Source organism: Thioclava atlantica (genome assembly GCF_000737065.1).
In the GTDB taxonomy this organism is placed as follows: Bacteria; Pseudomonadota; Alphaproteobacteria; order Rhodobacterales; family Rhodobacteraceae; genus Thioclava; species Thioclava atlantica.
Window position 1 is genome coordinate 245,660 of the sequence record NZ_AQRC01000002.1, and the last position, 16,657, is coordinate 262,316.

Sequence of the window (16,657 nt, forward strand, 5' to 3'; positions counted from 1 at the left end):
CGTTCGGCGCTTTCGCTCACGCCTCGTCGAACATGCCCTCGAACAGCGTTGAGGACAGGTAGCGCTCGCCCGAGTCCGGCAGCACGACGACGATCGTCTTGCCCGCGTTCTCGGGCGCATGGGCGAGGCGCAGCGCCGCCGCCGTCGCCGCGCCGCAGGAGATGCCCGAAAGGATCCCCTCCTCGCGCGCGAGCCGCCGCGCGGTCTCGATCGCCTCGTCATTGCTGACCGTCTCGATCCGATCCACCAGATCCATGTCGAGCACGTCGGGAACGAACCCCGCCCCGATGCCCTGGATCTTGTGCGGGCCGGGTTTGATCTCCGCGCCGGCGCGGGCCTGGCTGAGCACCGGGCTCGCCTCGGGCTCGACCGCAACGGAGATCAGCGGCAGACCCTTCACCTCCTTGAGATAGCGCGAGACGCCGGTGATCGTGCCCCCCGTTCCGACACCCGCCACGAAGATATCGACCTGCCCGCCGGTATCCTCGAAAATCTCCGGCCCGGTGGTCTTCTCGTGGATCGCCGGGTTGGCGGGGTTCTTGAACTGCTGCAGAAGCACATAGCGGTCGGGTTCGGAGGCGGCGATCTCCTCGGCCTTCGCGATCGCGCCCGCCATGCCCTTCGCGCCCTCGGTCAGCACCAGTTTCGCGCCATAGGCGAGCAGCAGCTTGCGCCGCTCGATGCTCATCGTGTCGGGCATGGTCAGCGTGATCGGGATCCCGCGCGAGGCCGCGACGAAGGCCAGCGCGATACCGGTATTGCCCGAGGTGGGCTCGACGATTTCGCGGCCGGGGCCGAGGATGCCGCGCTCCTCGGCATCCCAGATCATGTTCGCGCCGACCCGGCATTTCACCGACCAGGCGGGGTTGCGGCCCTCGATCTTGGCGAGGATCGTCGCGCCCGCCCCTTCCGCGATCCGGTTCAGCCGCACCAGCGGCGTGTTTCCGATGCTGAGCGAGTTGTCCTCGAAGATGCGGGCCATGCGGCTCTCCTCTCTTGCGAGCGCGGCGCGCTCAGAGCTTGTAGATGGTTTCGAACTTCTCGGTGAGATAGGCCAGAAGCGGCGCCTCGCTCGGAGCTGCGCCGCAGGCATGTTCGATCGTCTCGCGCGGCGGGCGCAGGCCGCCGAAGCGGCGCAGGTTCTCGTCGAGCCACGCCTTGGCCGGGCCCGCATCGCCCTGCGCCAGCCGGTCGTCGATCTCGGGGACCGCCGCGCGCATCGCCTGATTGAGGCAACCCGCATAGACATTGCCCAGAGCATAGGTCGGGAAATAGCCGAAGAGCCCGACCGACCAGTGCACGTCTTGCAGGAACCCGTCGCTGGGCTTGGTGACCTTCACGCCGAAATCCTTCTCGAAGCGGGCATTCCACGCCTCCTCGAGATCGGCCACTTCGAGCTTTCCGGTGATCAGATCGCGCTCGAGATCGAAGCGCAGCATGATGTGCAGGTTGTAGTTCAGCTCGTCCGATTCCGTGCGGATGAAGCCCATCTCGACGCGGTTGACGAGCGCGTGGAACGCCTCCGGATCCATCCCGAGATCGCCGAACGTGTCCGTCATCCGTGTATGCAGCCAGCCGGTGAAGGGGGCCGAGCGGCCGAGCTGGTTCTCGCAGATCCGGCTCTGGCTCTCGTGAACGCCCATCGACACGCCATGGCCGATCGGGGTGAAGCGGTAGGCCGGGTCGATCGCCTGTTCGTAGGTGGCGTGGCCGACCTCGTGGATCGTCGAGTAGATATTGCCGAACGGATCGGTCTCGGAGATCCGGGTGGTGATGCGCGCATCGTCCCCGCCGCCCGAGGAGAAGGGATGGACCGACATGTCGAGCCGCCCGCGCGTCCAGTCATAGCCGAAGGCCGAGGCGCAGATCCGCGCGAGCCGCATCTGGGCGTTTTCGGGAAACACCATCGAGAGCGGCTGCGACGTGACCTCGGAGCCCAGCACCCGGTCGCGCAGCGCCACCAGCGGGCCGCGCATCCGGTCGAAGACCGTGGCGATCTCCTTCGCGGTGGCGCCCGGCTCGTAATCGTCGAGAAGCGCGTCATAAAGATCGCCCTCGGAGAGGCATTCGGCCTCCTCGCGCTTGAGGCGCACCACCTCTTCGAGCGTGGGCAGGAAGGCCGACGCGTCCTCGTTCGCGCGCGCCTCGGCCCAGATCCCCTGGCTCAGCGAGGTGATCCGCGCCAGTTCCGTCGCCAGACGCGCCGGGATACGGGTCGCGCGGTTGTAGCTGCGCCCGATCAGGTCGAGGATACGGGCGCTCGCCGGGTCGGGTGCCTCGGCCCGCGCGAGCCAGACCTCGATGCGCGGATCGGTGCGCCGGGCATGCAGCACGCTTTCGAGCGCGGCGACCTCCTCGGCGCGCTGATCGGCGGCGCCGCGGGGCATCATCACCTCCTGATCCCAGCTCAGCAGGCCCGCGATATTGCCCAATGCCTCGGTTTCGCGCTGATGCGCGAGCAGATCCTGATACGCGGTCATGCGCGGCCCTCCCGAATGGAACGGATGATGGGGTAGCGCGCATGGTGGCGCGCGCGGATCACGAGAACCCAGGTCACCACCGCGCCGAACTGGTGGATCAGGCCGAGTTCCCAGTAATGGACGAGCTCGAGCGCCGTGGTGATGCCGAGGATCATCTGGAAGAAGATCATCGCGGCGGCGAGCGCGAAGGCCTCGCGCGTGCGCTGATGGGCCGAACTGCGCGCGCGCCATGCCGCGTAGAGGCCGGTGAGGAAGACGAGATAGCCCAGCATCCGGTGATTGAATTGCACCAGCGCCGGGTTTTCGAAGAAGTTCCGCCACAGCGGCGTGTAATCGAAGCTCTCCGACGGCAGGAACTGTCCGTTCATCGAGGGCCAGGTCGGGAAGGCGAGCCCCGCGTCGATCCCGGCGGTCAGCGCGCCGAGAAGGATCTGCACGAAAACGAGCCCGATCAGGACCGAGCCGATGCGCCCGATCCTGGGCTCGGACAGGCGCCGCGCCTGCAGGAGGGCGGATTGCGGGCGCGAGAGCTGGGCTGCGAACCAGGCGATCAGACCGAGGATGATGAAGGCGAGCCCCAGATGGGTCGCGAGCCGGTAGGAGGCGACCGAGGTCATGCGCCCGACGAGGCCCGAGGACACCATCCACCAGCCGATCGCCCCTTGCAGACCGCCGAGCACGCCCAGCGAGAACAGCCGCCCCGTCCAGCCCGGCGGGATCTTCTTCGTCAGCCAGAAGCCGACGAAGCCCACGAACCAGACCATGCCCACGAGACGGCCGAGCTGGCGATGGCCCCATTCCCACCAGAAGATGCCCTTGAACTCGGGCAGCGTCATGTTGGGGTTCATGTACTTGAACTGCGGGCTGGCCCTGTAATTGTCGAACTCGGCCTGCCAGTCCGGCGCGGAGAGCGGCGGGATCGCCCCCGAGATCGGCTTCCATTCGGTGATCGAGAGCCCGCTATCGGTGAGCCGCGTGGCGCCGCCCACCGCGATCATCGCCACGACCAGCGTGAAGAGCACGAAGAGCCAGAGCCGGATCGCCCGGCGTGCGCCGCGGGGTTTCGCGTCGATCATGCCGCCCTGCGGCGCCGTCCGCTCTGTGGCGCCGTCCGAGCCGACCTCTTCGAAGATGCTGCGTTTCTGGCTCATGCGTGCGGGCCTCCGGACCTGTCATTTTGCCCGGCAAACTAGGCCGCCCCTTGCCCCGGGGCAAGAGGGCGAGCCCGGCAGGACCCGCATGTCACGCGATCGCGTGGATCAGTCGAAATCCTCGCGGATGATCCGCCCCGCGTCAACGCCGAGATCCTTGAGCGTGGCCTCGATCTCGTCGACCATCTTGGCGGGCCCGCAGATATAGAACTTTCCGCGCTCGGCCTCGACGTAGGGCGCGAGGAAATCGCGGTCGATCTTCGCGCTGCGAACGCCCGCGCCGGGATCGTCCTGATCGGTCACGGTCCACACCGTCTCGAGCCCTGTCATCGCCTCGAATTCGTCGCGCAGGATGATGTCGGCCTCGGTCTTGTTCGAGAAGATCAGCCGGCAACCCTCGAGCGTGCCCTCGCGGGCAAGCCGCGCGCGCAGGATCGCGATGAAGGGGGTGACGCCCGCCCCGCCCGCGATGAAGGTGCCCGCGCCCTTGTCCTCGATCGCCCCCCAGGGATCGGAGATCTCGACCGGCTCGCCTGGCGTCAGCGTCGCGATCTGCTCGGTCACGCCCTCATGGTCGGGATAGCTCTTGATGACGAATTCGAGCGTCTCGCCATTGCCCGGATTGGTGAAGGTGAAGGGGCGCTGCTCGGTCTGCCAGCCCTCGCGGGTCAGGTTGAGATCGACCGCCTGACCGGGCGTGAACGCGAACCCGTCGGGGCGCGCGAAGGTCAGGTGGTGAGTGTCATGGGTGACCGGTTCGATCGCTTTCAGGGTCAGTCGGTTGGTCATCACAAATGCTCCTCTCGTTGTGACGCCGAACGCCCGAGCCGCGGGGCCCGTTCCGAGAAAACCAGCCGCAGCCGGCCGTCGGGGCGGTGCGGAGCGAAAGCCCGCGCAGCCCCGACGGATCCCCTCAGAGGCCGAGCGCGGCGCGCACCTGATCGAGCACTTCCTTGACCTTGTCGGGATTGGCGCGCGCGCCCTCGACGGCGGTCTTGAGCTGCACCCGCGTCGCTTCGGGGAGCGCGGAGGCGTCGATGATCTTCTCGACCTTGTCGGCATCGAAACCCGACACGGTGAGCGCCTTGGCCGCGCCCATCACGCTCTCAAGCGCCCCCTGCCCGGTGACACTGGCCTGCGTCTGCGCATTGGCTGCGGTGGTATCGGCGGTCTGGCTCGCGGTCTGCGCGGCATTGGTCGCGGCGGCAGCGGCATCGGCGGCGGCACTGGCGGCCTTGCTCGCGGCATCGGCGGCCGATTGCGCGGCGCTCGCGGCCCCTTTCGTGGTCTCGGTATCGGCATTGACCTGCGCCTGCGCCGCCGCATCGGCTGCGGCATTGGCGGCCTCGGTCGCCGCCTGGGCCGCCTGCGTCGCTGCATCGGCGGCCCTGGAGGCGGCATCGCTCGCGGCCTGGCTGGAGGCATCGACGGTCGCCTGCGCCGCGTCGGTGGCGGCCTGAGCGGCCGCGGATGCAGCCGTTCCCGCCTTGTCGGCCGCGGCCTTCGCGGCCTCCACCGAGGCATGGGCGGCATCGGTGGCGCTCTGGGCCGCTTCATTGCCGGTCTCGACGGCCTGCGAGACGCCCTCCTGAGCCGCCTGCTTGGCTTTTTGCGCGGCATCCGCGGCGGAGCGGCTTGTTCCGTCGACCGCATCGCTCGCCGCCTGCTTGGCTTTGTCGAGCGCCTCGGTCGCCGCCTGTCCTGCCTGTTTGAGCTTTTCGCCCGCCGCTTGCGTCGCGCTCGGCGGCGCAGCCGCTTCCGGCGCGGGCGTCTCATTGCCCGAGGTCGTGAGATAAATCGCCAACGCTGCGAGCGCGAGTACGGCGACGACCGCGGCTGAAATCCTGTTCATAACCAATCCCCTATGCCTGTTGCCCGAGGACGGCGCCCGGCTGCGCCAGCCCACGCTGCCCGCGCCCGCGCGCGCATCCGCAGATGCCCCGCGAGCCGCGGCTGCAAGATGGGAGGAAACGCGGGAAACATCCGCCCGGTTCCCTGCGCTTTGCGGTTGAAAGAGCGCACCGGCCCGTCTATCTTCTGCGCCTGAATTACTCTTGGCTACAGAAGGATTTCGACCATAGCCCGCAGACCTCACAATGCCCCGCCGACCCGTGACACCGGACCTCGCGTGAACGGACGGATCCGCGCCCCCGAAATTCGCCTGATCGGCGCGGACGGGGAGAATGTCGGAGTCGTGACGCCCCGCGAAGCCATGTCCATGGCCGAGGAGGCCGGGCTCGATCTCGTGGAAATCTCGCCCAACGCCAATCCGCCGGTCTGCAAGATCATGGATTTCGGCAAGTTCAAATACGAACAGCAAAAGCGCGAAGCCGAAGCCCGCAAGAAACAGAAGACGATCGAAATCAAGGAAGTGAAATTCCGTCCCGGCACGGACATTCACGACTACGAAGTGAAGATGAAGAACGTCATGCGGTTTCTCGAAGGCGGCGACAAGGTGAAGGTGACCCTGCGCTTCCGTGGCCGCGAGATGGCGCACCAGGATCTCGGTCTCGAACTGCTCAACCGCGTCAAGGCCGATGTCGGCGAGGCCGGCAAGGTCGAGAGCATGCCCAAGCTCGAAGGGCGCCAGATGGTGATGATGATCGCACCGACGAAGTAAGCTCTTCCGGCGATCCGACAGCTCGAAACCCTCCCCTCAGCGGGAGGGTTTTTTCGTTGTGCTGCGCTTGCACGAAGGCGCGGGAGACCGAAGAGGCGACCGGTGAAAATTAAAGCGCCGCGGGAGGGAGACCCGCGGCGCATTTGGGATGAGACGAGGGAGAACGTCTGATCCTCTGTCCGGGCTTGTTGCGGCTGTGCCGCGTCAGGGAGATCAGAGCCCGGTGCACGTTTCATATGGGAGTATTCGCGTGCTGAGATTGACTTAGGTCAAAAGCGGGTCGGGTTAAACTGCGACATGTTGAACACCCGGTCACGTTTCAGCCAGAAGCCGGTGAGATTTGCGTGATTTTCAAGGGGTTTCGCGCATCTCCAGGGGGCCGCCCGCCGCAGATGCGGCATCGCGCCGCAGTGCGGCACTCGGCGGATCAGAGCCCGCGCAGGGCCTGGCGGATCGCCCGGTTGTCATTGCGCCGCAGAACCGACTCGCCCATCCGCCGCGCGAGGCTCTCATGCCCCCGCGCCAGAGCCCGCTGAAACAACTCGCGCTGGTAGCGCGGGAAATCGCGCCGGGCCCGAAGGTGGCGGTGAAACTCGGCCTCGCTCAGCCCTCCGTCGAGCGCGGTCAGAAGGATCGGGCTGAGGATCCCCATCTGGTGCAGCGACGACCCCAGCCGATGCCCCAGAAGCGGCGTGCGCAGTTTCATCACATTGGGCGCCGTGAAGCGGTTCACATGGCCCGCGTCGAGCGGTTCATAGGGATCGTAGAGGATCGTCACCCGTCGCGCCGCGCGGCTCGCCTCGGCCGCATCGCCGTACCTGCCGGAGAAATCGCGGTCCCAGGCGACCTTGTAGCGCGTCTCCCAGGGCACGACGGACTTGTCGAGCGTCGATTGCGGCGAGATCGCCACCACCTCCGCCCCCGGACAGGCGGCCGAGAAGGCGCAGGCCGCATAGCCGCCCATCGACGCGCCGTAGAACACGACACGGCCGAACTGCGCGAAGAAGCCCTCGGATGCGAGCCGGTCGAATTCCTGCGCCACCCAGTCGTCGCGATACCAGGTCCAGCCGCCTGCCATCGCGCCCAGCATCGACCAGCCCTGTTTCTCGATGAACTCAAAGCCCCAGGGCCGGCGCGTGTCGCGCTTGTTCATCGCGATATCGAGATTGTCGAAGGTCACGACGAGCGTGTCCTTGGCGCGTGGGATATAGAGGAAGCTGTGGCTGCCATTGTCGCGGTAGAACCCCTCCGGCCCGGCCAGCCGCGTCGCGAGTTCCGCCCAGCCCGGATCGCTGACCGTCTCCGCGGGCGGGTCGGGCACGAAGACGATCCGGGTGCGCTTGCCCCCTGCCCCGTCGCCGATCTCCGCGATCACCTCATTGGAGCCGAAATCGCGCAGGAAGGGGAAACTGCCCGAGCCCTTGCGGATATCCATCACCATCCGGCTGTCGGCGTGAAGCGCGCGCTCGAGGATCGGTCCGAGATGCTTGACCTTGTTCACATCCCCGAAGCCCGCGAGGTTGAGCACCAGATCGACGGGCCGCAGATCCTTTTCCGCGCCGACATGGCGGATCCGGGCCGGATCGACGCCGTTTTCGGCGAGAAACGCGCGATAGCCCGCCACCCAGTCCGATTCCGCTTCGGGCCAGGCCCCGTCCGCGCGCAGGTCGATCAAGGTGATGTCGCAGTCCCAGCGGTGATGCGCGGCCAGCACCAGCGCGGGCGCGGTGCCGCCCAGATCGGCGATCGAGGAAAGCTCGGCGATGCCGGCCGCCGCGAGCTGTGAAAGATTGGCCTCCCTGTCCTCGAAAACCAGCTTCGCGCGGCCCTTGATCGGCGCGAATTCGGGGCGGATATCGTGTTTCTTCAAGAGCGTGTCGAGAAAGCTTCCCTCGCGCGGGATGCCGTTGAACCGCAGCCCCAGCTCGCGCTTGTTCGAGGCCCAGAGATGCAGCGCGGTGGTGTTCCCGGTCAGCCGCGCCTCGACTTTGGACGCGCGCCGGATCATCCGCGTGCGTTCGGGGAACGGGATCGGGTAGAAGGCGTCGAGCGGCTGAACCTTGTCCTGAAGTCCGTGTTTCGCGACGAAATGGGTCAGCATCATCGGCCCCCAGACGCCCCAGGGGTGCTGACTGACATGGACCGGGTGACCGGCCTTCGCGGCGGCCGCGTACTCCTCGCGCAGCTTCGGCTTCACGAAGGGCGGGATCGCGTAGCGGTCGGACATGAACTCCAGGATGTCATGCACGATCGCGCTGTCGGCCGGCAGGCCCAGAACCGCGTTGTTCACCCGGTCGCTGTCGGGCAGCTCGTAGCCCAAGACGTAGTCGCTGTCATAGTCCATCGGGCGCCAGCAATAGACATCCGTATCGACCCAGATCAGCCCGGGATTGCGCGCGATCATGTGGATGCGGAAATAGTCGGCGAAGAGGGCGAAGCTGTCCTTCTTCTCGTATTTGATGAAGTCGTCGGTATCGAGCACCTCGCGCCCGTCGCGCCGGATCACGCCCTCGGGGACATTGGGGATCTCCTCGTAGGAATAGAGCGTGATGCGCTGCCCGGCATCGACGAAGCTCTTCAGGCAGAGCTGTTCCATCCAGCTCAGCGCTCCGCCGATCCAGAGCGTGCCGACCTCGCGCACCCGTGCCATTCCCCGCCCCTTGCCGCTTTTCCTTGCTTTTGCCGCATCGTGCCCGAGAAAAGGCCGGTTTCCAATGGAAATCAGGCGCTTCGGCGCGGCGATCCTTCACCGGGCGGAAACGGCGTGCTAGCAGGGACGCAAGGGACAGCGATGAGGAAACAATGGGCGAACGGCAGGTGATCCGGCGGCAATTGCGCGCGCAAGCTGGCGCGCCTGCCCTGCTCGACGCGGTCGGATGGACGCAGGACACCGCCGAAGGCCCGCGCCATCGCCTGCGCGCCTTCTTCGCCAATCCCTCGCACGCCGATCAGCTTTGGCCCGAACCGCGCGAGGGCGTGGCGCGGCTGATCGAGGCGCGCGACGTCTCGGGGGCCGCAATGGGGATCTACGAGACCGACGCCCCCGGCCCGGCCCGGCTCGCGCTTCGCGACGCGGCGGGCGCCGTCACCTTGCGCGAGGTCACCCCCGATGCGCCCGACTGGGCTCTTTTCGAAGGCCGCAACTGCCTCTTCGGCCAGCGGCTGGGGGAAAGCATCGAGACGGTGCTCGACTGGCTGAGCTGGCATCACGATCATCACGGCGCGACCGGCGCGGTGATCCTCAACCGCGCGCCGCCCGGCGACGACGGCGAAACCGGTGCGGAGTTCGCACAGGCGCTGGCCGAGGGCATGGCCTTGCGCGAACTCGCGATGCCGGTCGTCCTGCTCGAGAGCCCGACGCCCCTGGGCAAGCCGGATCTGGGCCCCGAAAACCATATCTTCCTCGCCCCCGACGCGCCGGGCAAGGACCGGATGGAGCCCCCCGCCCCCGATCCCTGGCGCAGTCCGCAGGGGCAGGGGCTGATCTTCGAGATCGTGAAATGGCGGTTCTTCGCCCGCGCCGCCGGCCTCCTGATGCTCGATGTGAGCGATCTTCTGATGGAGCGCGAGCCCGATCAGCCGAGCGCGTTCGAAGCGGTGCAACGTGCCGCGACCGGGGTGATCCTGCTTGTCGGACGGCGCAGCTATCCCTGGCGCGTGCGCAAGGGCGAGCCCGCGCGCTTTCCCGATCATGTCTGCCGCCAGTTCGACGCGCGACGGGGCATCGCGCGATGGGGCTGCGCGCCGCGAAAGGCCGGGCTCGAGAATACATGGCGGATGCTGCGGGTGAGCTATTGCAAGCCCGATCCCGGCCTGACCTACGGGTTCTGGCGCGCGATGGCGCTGCGGGTGCCGGGCCATGCGCCCGCCGAGCTCGCGCCCAAGACCTCGCTGATCGAGGACGAGCGCCTGCTCCACCTGTCGCGCGACATCTGGGGGTTCAAGCCGATCCGCCCGCCGGTCTCGAAACCGAAACCCGCACCGAAACAGGCCGTGGATGCGGGCCGCACCGCGATCGTGACCACGATGAAGAACGAGGGGCCCTTCATCCTCGAATGGCTGGCCTATCACCGCGCGATCGGGGTGGATGATTTCCTGATCTACACCAATGACTGCACTGACGGCACCGACGCGATGCTCGACCTGTTGCAGCGCAAGGGGCTGGTGCAGCATCGCGACAACCCGTTCCGCACGATGGTGGACATGAAACCGCAGCACGCCGCGCTGGCGGCCGCCGAGAACGAGCCGGTGATCCAGCGGGCGGGCTGGTCGATCTGCATGGATGTCGACGAGTTCATCACCGTCAAGATCGGCGACGGCACGCTGGGCGCGCTCTACGCGGCGATGGGCGAGGCGAACATGATCTCGCTCACCTGGCGGCTCTTCGGCAATGCGGACATCCATCACTACGAGGACCGCTTCATCACCGAGCAGTTGACCCGCTGCGCCCCCGAACTCGTGCGCAAGCCGCATCAGGCCTGGGGCTTCAAGACGCTGTTTCGCAATATCGACATCTACAAGAAGCTGGGCGTGCATCGGCCCAAGGGGCTCAATCCCGACCTGTGGGACCAGGTGCACTGGCTCAACGGCTCGGGCAACCGGATGCCGCGCGAGATGTTCCGCAACGGCTGGCGCTCGACGCTCGAGACCTATGGCTATGACTGGGTGCAGCTCAACCATTACGCGGTGCGCTCGGCCGAGAGCTTCCTCGTCAAGCGCGACCGCGGCCGGGTCAACCATGTCGATCGCGACCAGGGGCTCAATTACTGGTTCCGGATGAATCACAACGCGGTCGAGGACCATGCGATCGCGCGCATGCTGCCCGCCGCGCGCGCCGAGTTCGACCGGCTGATGGCCGATCCCGAGATCCGGGCCGCGCATGACCATTGCGTCGCCTGCCACCGCGCCAAGATCGCCGAGCTGATCGCGCGGCCCGATCAGCGCGAATTCTACCGCACGCTCACCTCCGGGCGCTTCGAGAAGCTCTCGCGAATGCTGCATCATTTCGGCTCCGCCGTCTTCAATGCGGGCCCCGAGGTGATTCCTGCCGATCTGCACGAACGCGACCTGCCGCCCGATTTCTTCTTCACCCTGCGCCATGTGGGCGAGGCCCGGCACTGAACGAGCGCGCGCCCGTGGCGGGCTGGGGATGCCTCCGGCGGGGGTATTTTCATCCAGGTGAAAGAGAATTTCCTTAACCCTTCATTTACCCCTCTTTGCGAGTTTGGCCGGGCAGTACAGGCTGGGGAGCCGATGGCTGCCTAGGTGAAGCGCGCCCCGCTCCCGCCGGGGGGCCGGATGCGGGGCGCGTGGACACCTTTTCATCTCGCCGGGACAGTTTTCCTCTGGTCGAGACAACCCCGCCGCAGGCGCCTCCCGCATGAAGCGAGTAAGGGGCCCGGCATTCCCGCTTGCCTGCCATCGGGCGCCCATGCAAAGTCGCCCCATGCGCATTCTCGCCATCACCTCGGTCAAGAACGAAGGGGCCTTCCTGATCGAATGGCTGGCCCATCACCGTGCGGTCGGCTTCACCGATTTCCTTGTTTTCTCAAACGATTGCAGCGACGGGACCGATGCGATGCTCGACCGTCTCGCGGCGCTCGGCTGGCTCACGCACCTGCCCAATCCCGGCCCCTGGAAGGAAGGGCCGCAATGGGCCGCGCTGAAACAGGCCCGGGACCATCCGCTCACCACGGGCGCCGACTGGATCGCGGTGATCGATGTCGATGAATTCGTCGCCATCAAGACCGGGGACGGCACGCTGCAGGCCCTGTTCGACGCCGTGCCCGCCGCGACCGCCTTCGCCCTCACCTGGCGGCTTTTCGGCAATTGCGGCGTGGTGCGTTACGAGGACCGCCCGGTGACCGCGCAGTTCCCGCGCTGTGCGCCTGCAGCGATGCTCTGGCCCTGGCGGGCCTCGATGTTCAAGACGCTGTTCGCCAATGACGGCACCTATGAGAAGCTCGGCGTGCACCGCCCCCAAGCCCCGCGGGAGGCGGGGCTTGCCAACTCTCTCTGGGTCGACGGCTCGGGGCGCAAGCTGCCCGCCCTCTACCAGCGCCAGCGCCTCTTCACCCCGCCGGGCAGCGCGCCCTACGATCTGGTGCAGCTCAACCATTACCCGCTGGGCGCGATGGAGAGCTATGTCGTGAAATGCGAACGCGGGCGCTCGAACCGCCAGCAGGGCGGGTTCGACATGGGGTATTGGGTGGAGCGCAATTTCTGTACCGAGGAAGATGATGCGGTGCGCCGCTATGACACGGCGGCCGGGGCGCTGCGCGCGGAGCTGATGCGCGACCGGGACCTCGCAAAGCTTCATGCCGACGCGGTGGCGTGGCGCCGCGCCCGGTTCGAGGCGCTGATGCGCGACGAACCCTATCGCGCGCTTTTCGGGCGCCTGTTGCTCTGCCCGCCGAGTCAGCCCCTGTCGGAGGCGGCGGCCCGGGCGATGGTCGGATATGGTCAACGCGCGCAAGAGGCTTGAATGGAAACAAAAATCGAGAATGGGTTGACTCGTTTCCAGATCCCGCCCCTGACCGGGAAATTCCCAACCGATCCCTCAATTGTGCCGCTTTCCTCGGGACAAAGGGACCCATATTGATGAATGATGAGCGTTCGCCCCGCAAAGGCCGGGACGGGCGCCAGAAGATCGGGAAATTGAAGCGACCATGGCCAGGCACGGCGACATCGGATGGAAAGAGCAGCTCGGCGAAATCGCCGAGGAGAACGGCTATTACGAGCCGCTCGGCGCATCGCATGAGGTGCTGTTCAACGATGACGGGCCGGTCCTGCTGGTAACCTTCGAGAATAGCGGCGCGATCGAGGCCGAGCGTGCGGATGCGCTGCCGCGCGGCTACCGGATCGCGAACGAGCATGGCTGGTCCTCGCTCACGCTGATCTGCAACAGCGACACCTGGTACCGCGATCCCGCGGTTTATGCCTATTTCGACCGTCTCGTCGACGAGGCCTTCTTCGAGGATTTCGACCGCGTCGTGTTCTACGGGGCGGGCCCGTGCGGCTATGCGGCGGCGGCTTTCTCGGTGACCGCTCCCGGCGCGACGGTGATCGCGCTGCAGCCGCAGGCGACGCTCGATCCGGCGCTCACGGTCTGGGATGACCGCTTCGCTCATATGCGGCGCATCTCCTTCACCGATCGCTACGGCTATGCGCCCGAGATGCTCGACGGCGTGGGCCAGGCCTTCGTCTTCTACGATCCGTTCGAGCGCCATGACGCGATGCATGCGGCACTCTTCGCGCGGCCCTGCGTGACGCTGATGCCCTGCCGCAATCTCGGCCGCTCGGTGGAATGGATGCTGCGCGAGATGGACATCCTCGACGAGATCCTGATCGCCGCCTGCAAGAACGAGTTCGAGCCGGCACAGTTCTGGCCGCTCTTTCGCGCCCGCCGCAACCTGCCGCGCTACGCGCGCAACATGGCCGGCCGGTTGCAGGCCGCCGGGCGCCCCTATCTCGAGGCGCTGGTCTGCCGCAACATCGCCGAACGGCTCAACGGGCCGCGCTTCCGCGCCCGGTTCGAAACGCTCGAGCAGGTGCTCGCGGAACGCCGCATCACCCTGCCTGCCTCGAAGAACCGGTCGGCGCCGGACTAGAATCTCACGCGTTCGACGAGGGCCCGTGCGGCTCGATCGCCTCATCCCCTTCATCGGGAGGAATCGAGCCATGGGTCACGACACGGCGCGCGGGCGCCGGGGTCTCGGTCGGGGTGAAATCTTCAGAAACCGGGCTGGGGCTGAAGCCGAGCGCGCGCAGGGCGTCGAGAAGGGCTGCATCGGCCCGCACCAGGAGCCGGTCCGGGGCGATCTGGCACGGGGCGTGGAAGCGCCCCACGCAAAGCGCGGCGAGGGTCAGGTCGCCGCGAAGTTCGATCAGGGTCGTTTCGTGAGCGTCTTGTTGCATGGGGCCTCCGGCACGCGTTTCATCCAACTATCGCGCCGCGGCCCGGTTCGGGCAAGCCCGCGCAAGCGGGCCCGCCCCGAAAATCGGCCGCTCAGAGGTAGAAGCGGTCGCGGAAGACGTGACGCACGATGCCGTCGCGGGTCAGGCCCATCGCGGCAAGTTGGGCATCGGTCTTCGCCTCGAGACGTGCGATCTCTTCCTGGCGCGACTGGCGCTCCATGAAGCGGGTGAACGCGGCGGCGAGACGCTGGCCGAAGCTCTGGTGATCGGCGTGACGGTGGTCAGCAGTAATGAAAGCCATTGGAAACCTCCTGCGAGAAGATGTGTCAGGTCGTTTCCTCCCTTGCCGCCCAATCTAGGTCAGCATCACTGTCCGTACCACTTCCATTCGCGCATCCCCGCCATGCACATGCTGCAGCGCAGCATGCGCGCGGGTACTGGATTTGCGCCCCGCCCCGCGCTAATGACATCGCCATGAGCACGATCACCATTCCCCGTCCCGACGACTGGCACCTGCATCTGCGCGACGGCGCGATGCTGGAAGGTGTCGCCCCCGAGAGCGCGCGCGATTTCGCCCGCGCGATCATCATGCCCAATCTCGTGCCGCCGGTGGTGACCGGCGCCGAGGCCACCGCCTATCGCGAGCGCATCCTCGCAGCCCTGCCCGAGCGCGCCGAGTTCGAGCCGCTGATGACGCTCTACCTCACCGAAAGGACCGATCCCGAAGACGTGGCCCGGGCCGCCGCCTCGGGGCTGGTGCGCGCGGTGAAGCTCTACCCGGCGGGAGCCACGACCAATTCCGATTCCGGCGTGCGCGATTTCGACCGCGTGCGCGGCGTGCTGGAGAAGATGGCCGAGATCGGCCTGCCGCTCTGCGTCCATGGCGAGGTGACGAGCCCCGAGATCGACATCTTCGACCGCGAAGCGGTGTTCATCGAGACCGTGCTCGACCCGATCCGCCGCGCGACCCCGGGCCTGCGCGTGGTGATGGAACATGTGACCACGAAAGACGGTGTGGATTACGTCAGATCCCAGGGCGACGACATGGGCGCCACGATCACCACCCATCACCTGATCATCAACCGCAACCACATCCTCGTGGGCGGGATCAAGCCGCATTACTATTGCCTGCCGGTCGCCAAGCGCGAGGAGCACCGGCGCGCCCTCGTTGCCGCCGCCACCTCGGGCGATGCGCATTTCTTCCTCGGCACCGACAGCGCGCCCCATGCCGACCCGGCCAAGGAAAGCGCCTGCGGCTGCGCGGGCTGTTTCACCGCGACCCACACGATGCCGCTTCTGGCCCATGTCTTTGAGGCCGAGGGCGCGCTCGACAAGCTCGAGGGTTTCGCCTCGCGCAACGGGCCGCGCTTCTACAAGCTTCCGGTCAACGAGACGACGCTGACGCTCGAGAAAACCGATGAGCCCGCCAGCTGGCCCGCCAAGATCGAGACCGGCGCCGGCCCCGTCACCCTCTTCGACCCGGGCTTCCCGGTCCATTGGCATGTGAAACGCTGATCTTCCTCTTGACCCAAATATCCCCGCCGGAGGCTCCCGGCCCAACCGATGGCAGCTCCGCGGGGAAGATTTGCCGCAGTTGGAAGCCAGACATGATAAGGACGAACCGATGATCCCCAACTCCTTCCCCAGCAAAGACGAAATCGCCCGGCTCACCGCCCGGATGCTTCTGGAAATCGGCGCGGTGCATTTCAATGCCGACGAGCCCTTCACGCTCGCCTCGGGCCTGCCCTCGCCCACCTATATCGACTGCCGCAAGCTGATCTCCTACCCGCGAATCCGTTCGACGCTGATGGATTTCCTCGCCGTCACGGTGATGCGCGAGGCGGGCTTCGAGGCATTCGACAATATCGCGGGCGGAGAGACGGCGGGCATCCCCTTTGCCGCGATGGTCGCCGAGCGCCTCGCGCTGCCGATGACCTATGTGCGCAAGAAGCCGAAAGGCTACGGGCGCAACGCGCGCATCGAGGGCGCGATGAGCGAGGGCCAGCGCGTGCTGCTGGTCGAGGATCTGACCACCGATGGCGGCTCGAAACTGAGCTTCGTCGACGCGATCCGCGACACCGGCGCGACCTGCGGGCACACGGCGGTGATCTTCTATTACGGCATCTTCCCCGAGACCGTGCCGAACCTGCGCGACCATGGCGTCGAACTGCACCACCTGTGCACCTGGTGGGACGTTCTGGCCGAGGCGCGCGAGCAGGGCAGCTTCTCGAAGGAGACGCTCGACGAGGTCGAGGCCTTCCTGAACGCGCCCCGGCCCTGGCAGGAGGCGCGCAAGGGCTGAGCCGCGGGCTCACGGAAATTTCTGTGGATGAAGCTGTGGATGGGTTGGGGAGCATTTTCGCTCCCCGCTCGCGCCGCTCGAGCCCATGGTCAAGATATGGTAGGCTCGCCCCGTCGAGCCCACCAGATTCCCTGAAACACGGCATGAAACAGTCCGGTTTTCCCCGGACTTATCCAGATTCCGTTCA

14 protein-coding genes are annotated in these 16,657 nt (G+C 66.8%); 6 read left to right on the forward strand and 8 right to left on the reverse strand.

Annotated features, from left to right (window positions below):
- Positions 1 to 16: 16 nt before the first annotated feature.
- The 5 genes from cysK to DW2_RS19650 all read right to left on the reverse strand — a co-directional run bounded on the left by cysK (position 17) and on the right by DW2_RS19650 (position 5,483).
- A complete protein-coding gene (gene cysK, locus DW2_RS03670; protein ID WP_038143901.1) occupies positions 17 to 982 on the reverse strand; it encodes a cysteine synthase A in 966 nt (321 codons plus the stop codon).
- Between the two features lie 31 nt (positions 983 to 1,013).
- Positions 1,014 to 2,480, reverse strand: coding sequence for a carboxypeptidase M32 (locus DW2_RS03675; RefSeq protein ID WP_038143903.1), 1,467 nt, complete (start codon positions 2,478 to 2,480; stop codon positions 1,014 to 1,016).
- On the reverse strand, positions 2,477 to 3,631 hold the full coding sequence (gene ctaA, locus DW2_RS03680; protein ID WP_038143904.1) for a heme A synthase: 1,155 nt from the start codon (positions 3,629 to 3,631) through the stop codon (positions 2,477 to 2,479). Before ctaA ends, DW2_RS03675 begins: the two co-directional genes overlap by 4 nt.
- Positions 3,632 to 3,739: 108 nt before the next feature.
- On the reverse strand, positions 3,740 to 4,420 hold the full coding sequence (locus DW2_RS03685) for an FAD-binding oxidoreductase (protein ID WP_038143905.1): 681 nt from the start codon (positions 4,418 to 4,420) through the stop codon (positions 3,740 to 3,742).
- Positions 4,421 to 4,544: 124 nt separating this feature from the next.
- The gene (locus DW2_RS19650) at positions 4,545 to 5,483 is read right to left on the reverse strand and encodes a hypothetical protein (RefSeq protein WP_051855286.1); all 939 of its coding nucleotides are present in this window, start codon (positions 5,481 to 5,483) and stop codon (positions 4,545 to 4,547) included.
- Positions 5,484 to 5,759: 276 nt separating this feature from the next.
- On the opposite strand from DW2_RS19650, the gene infC reads away from it, so the two are divergent.
- A complete protein-coding gene (gene infC / locus DW2_RS03700) occupies positions 5,760 to 6,251 on the forward strand; it encodes a translation initiation factor IF-3 (RefSeq protein WP_238321244.1) in 492 nt (163 codons plus the stop codon).
- Between the two features lie 427 nt (positions 6,252 to 6,678).
- Here the strand turns inward: infC and DW2_RS03705 are convergent, their stop codons facing one another.
- Positions 6,679 to 8,901 (reverse strand): hypothetical protein, encoded by a 2,223-nt coding sequence (locus DW2_RS03705; RefSeq protein WP_038143906.1) that lies wholly within the window; start codon positions 8,899 to 8,901, stop codon positions 6,679 to 6,681.
- 152 nt (positions 8,902 to 9,053) lie between these two features.
- Here DW2_RS03705 and DW2_RS18980 point away from each other — a divergent pair, with 152 nt between their 5' ends.
- From DW2_RS18980 to DW2_RS03720, 3 genes are all read left to right on the forward strand, one after another.
- Entirely contained in the window at positions 9,054 to 11,372 is a 2,319-nt protein-coding gene (locus tag DW2_RS18980; RefSeq protein WP_051855289.1) for a glycosyltransferase family 2 protein, read from the forward strand.
- A gap of 325 nt (positions 11,373 to 11,697) precedes the next feature.
- Positions 11,698 to 12,735 carry a glycosyltransferase family 2 protein gene (locus DW2_RS03715; protein ID WP_038143907.1) on the forward strand — a complete coding sequence of 346 codons (1,038 nt, stop codon included), beginning with the start codon at positions 11,698 to 11,700 and terminating at the stop codon, positions 12,733 to 12,735.
- A 184-nt stretch (positions 12,736 to 12,919) separates the two neighbouring features.
- A complete protein-coding gene (locus tag DW2_RS03720; RefSeq protein WP_038143908.1) occupies positions 12,920 to 13,861 on the forward strand; it encodes a hypothetical protein in 942 nt (313 codons plus the stop codon).
- 4 nt (positions 13,862 to 13,865) lie between these two features.
- Here the strand turns inward: DW2_RS03720 and DW2_RS03725 are convergent, their stop codons facing one another.
- Together DW2_RS03725 and DW2_RS03730 are read right to left on the reverse strand one after the other, a co-directional pair.
- A complete protein-coding gene (locus DW2_RS03725) occupies positions 13,866 to 14,168 on the reverse strand; it encodes a hypothetical protein (protein ID WP_038143910.1) in 303 nt (100 codons plus the stop codon).
- Between the two features lie 91 nt (positions 14,169 to 14,259).
- A complete protein-coding gene (locus DW2_RS03730; protein WP_038143911.1) occupies positions 14,260 to 14,469 on the reverse strand; it encodes a hypothetical protein in 210 nt (69 codons plus the stop codon).
- Positions 14,470 to 14,642: 173 nt separating this feature from the next.
- On the opposite strand from DW2_RS03730, the gene pyrC reads away from it, so the two are divergent.
- A complete protein-coding gene (gene pyrC / locus DW2_RS03735; protein WP_038143912.1) occupies positions 14,643 to 15,683 on the forward strand; it encodes a dihydroorotase in 1,041 nt (346 codons plus the stop codon).
- A gap of 109 nt (positions 15,684 to 15,792) precedes the next feature.
- The gene (locus DW2_RS03740; protein WP_038143914.1) at positions 15,793 to 16,470 is read left to right on the forward strand and encodes an orotate phosphoribosyltransferase; all 678 of its coding nucleotides are present in this window, start codon (positions 15,793 to 15,795) and stop codon (positions 16,468 to 16,470) included.
- Positions 16,471 to 16,657: the final 187 nt, after the last annotated feature.

Excerpts from the sequence above, each read along its gene's own strand:
- DW2_RS03685 (WP_038143905.1), bottom strand. The coding sequence starts at position 4,420 with ATGACCAACCGACTGACCCTGAAAGCGATCGAACCGGTCACCCATGAC.
- DW2_RS03675 (WP_038143903.1), bottom strand. The coding sequence starts at position 2,480 with ATGACCGCGTATCAGGATCTGCTCGCGCATCAGCGCGAAACCGAGGCA.
- DW2_RS03715 (WP_038143907.1), top strand. The coding sequence starts at position 11,698 with ATGCGCATTCTCGCCATCACCTCGGTCAAGAACGAAGGGGCCTTCCTG.
- DW2_RS03740 (WP_038143914.1), top strand. The coding sequence starts at position 15,793 with ATGATCCCCAACTCCTTCCCCAGCAAAGACGAAATCGCCCGGCTCACC.
- DW2_RS19650 (WP_051855286.1), bottom strand. The coding sequence starts at position 5,483 with ATGAACAGGATTTCAGCCGCGGTCGTCGCCGTACTCGCGCTCGCAGCG.
- DW2_RS03725 (WP_038143910.1), bottom strand. The coding sequence starts at position 14,168 with ATGCAACAAGACGCTCACGAAACGACCCTGATCGAACTTCGCGGCGAC.
- cysK (WP_038143901.1), bottom strand. The coding sequence starts at position 982 with ATGGCCCGCATCTTCGAGGACAACTCGCTCAGCATCGGAAACACGCCG.
- DW2_RS18980 (WP_051855289.1), top strand. The coding sequence starts at position 9,054 with ATGGGCGAACGGCAGGTGATCCGGCGGCAATTGCGCGCGCAAGCTGGC.
- DW2_RS03705 (WP_038143906.1), bottom strand. The coding sequence starts at position 8,901 with ATGGCACGGGTGCGCGAGGTCGGCACGCTCTGGATCGGCGGAGCGCTG.
- pyrC (WP_038143912.1), top strand. The coding sequence starts at position 14,643 with ATGAGCACGATCACCATTCCCCGTCCCGACGACTGGCACCTGCATCTG.
- ctaA (WP_038143904.1), bottom strand. The coding sequence starts at position 3,631 with ATGAGCCAGAAACGCAGCATCTTCGAAGAGGTCGGCTCGGACGGCGCC.
- DW2_RS03720 (WP_038143908.1), top strand. The coding sequence starts at position 12,920 with ATGGCCAGGCACGGCGACATCGGATGGAAAGAGCAGCTCGGCGAAATC.
- DW2_RS03730 (WP_038143911.1), bottom strand. The coding sequence starts at position 14,469 with ATGGCTTTCATTACTGCTGACCACCGTCACGCCGATCACCAGAGCTTC.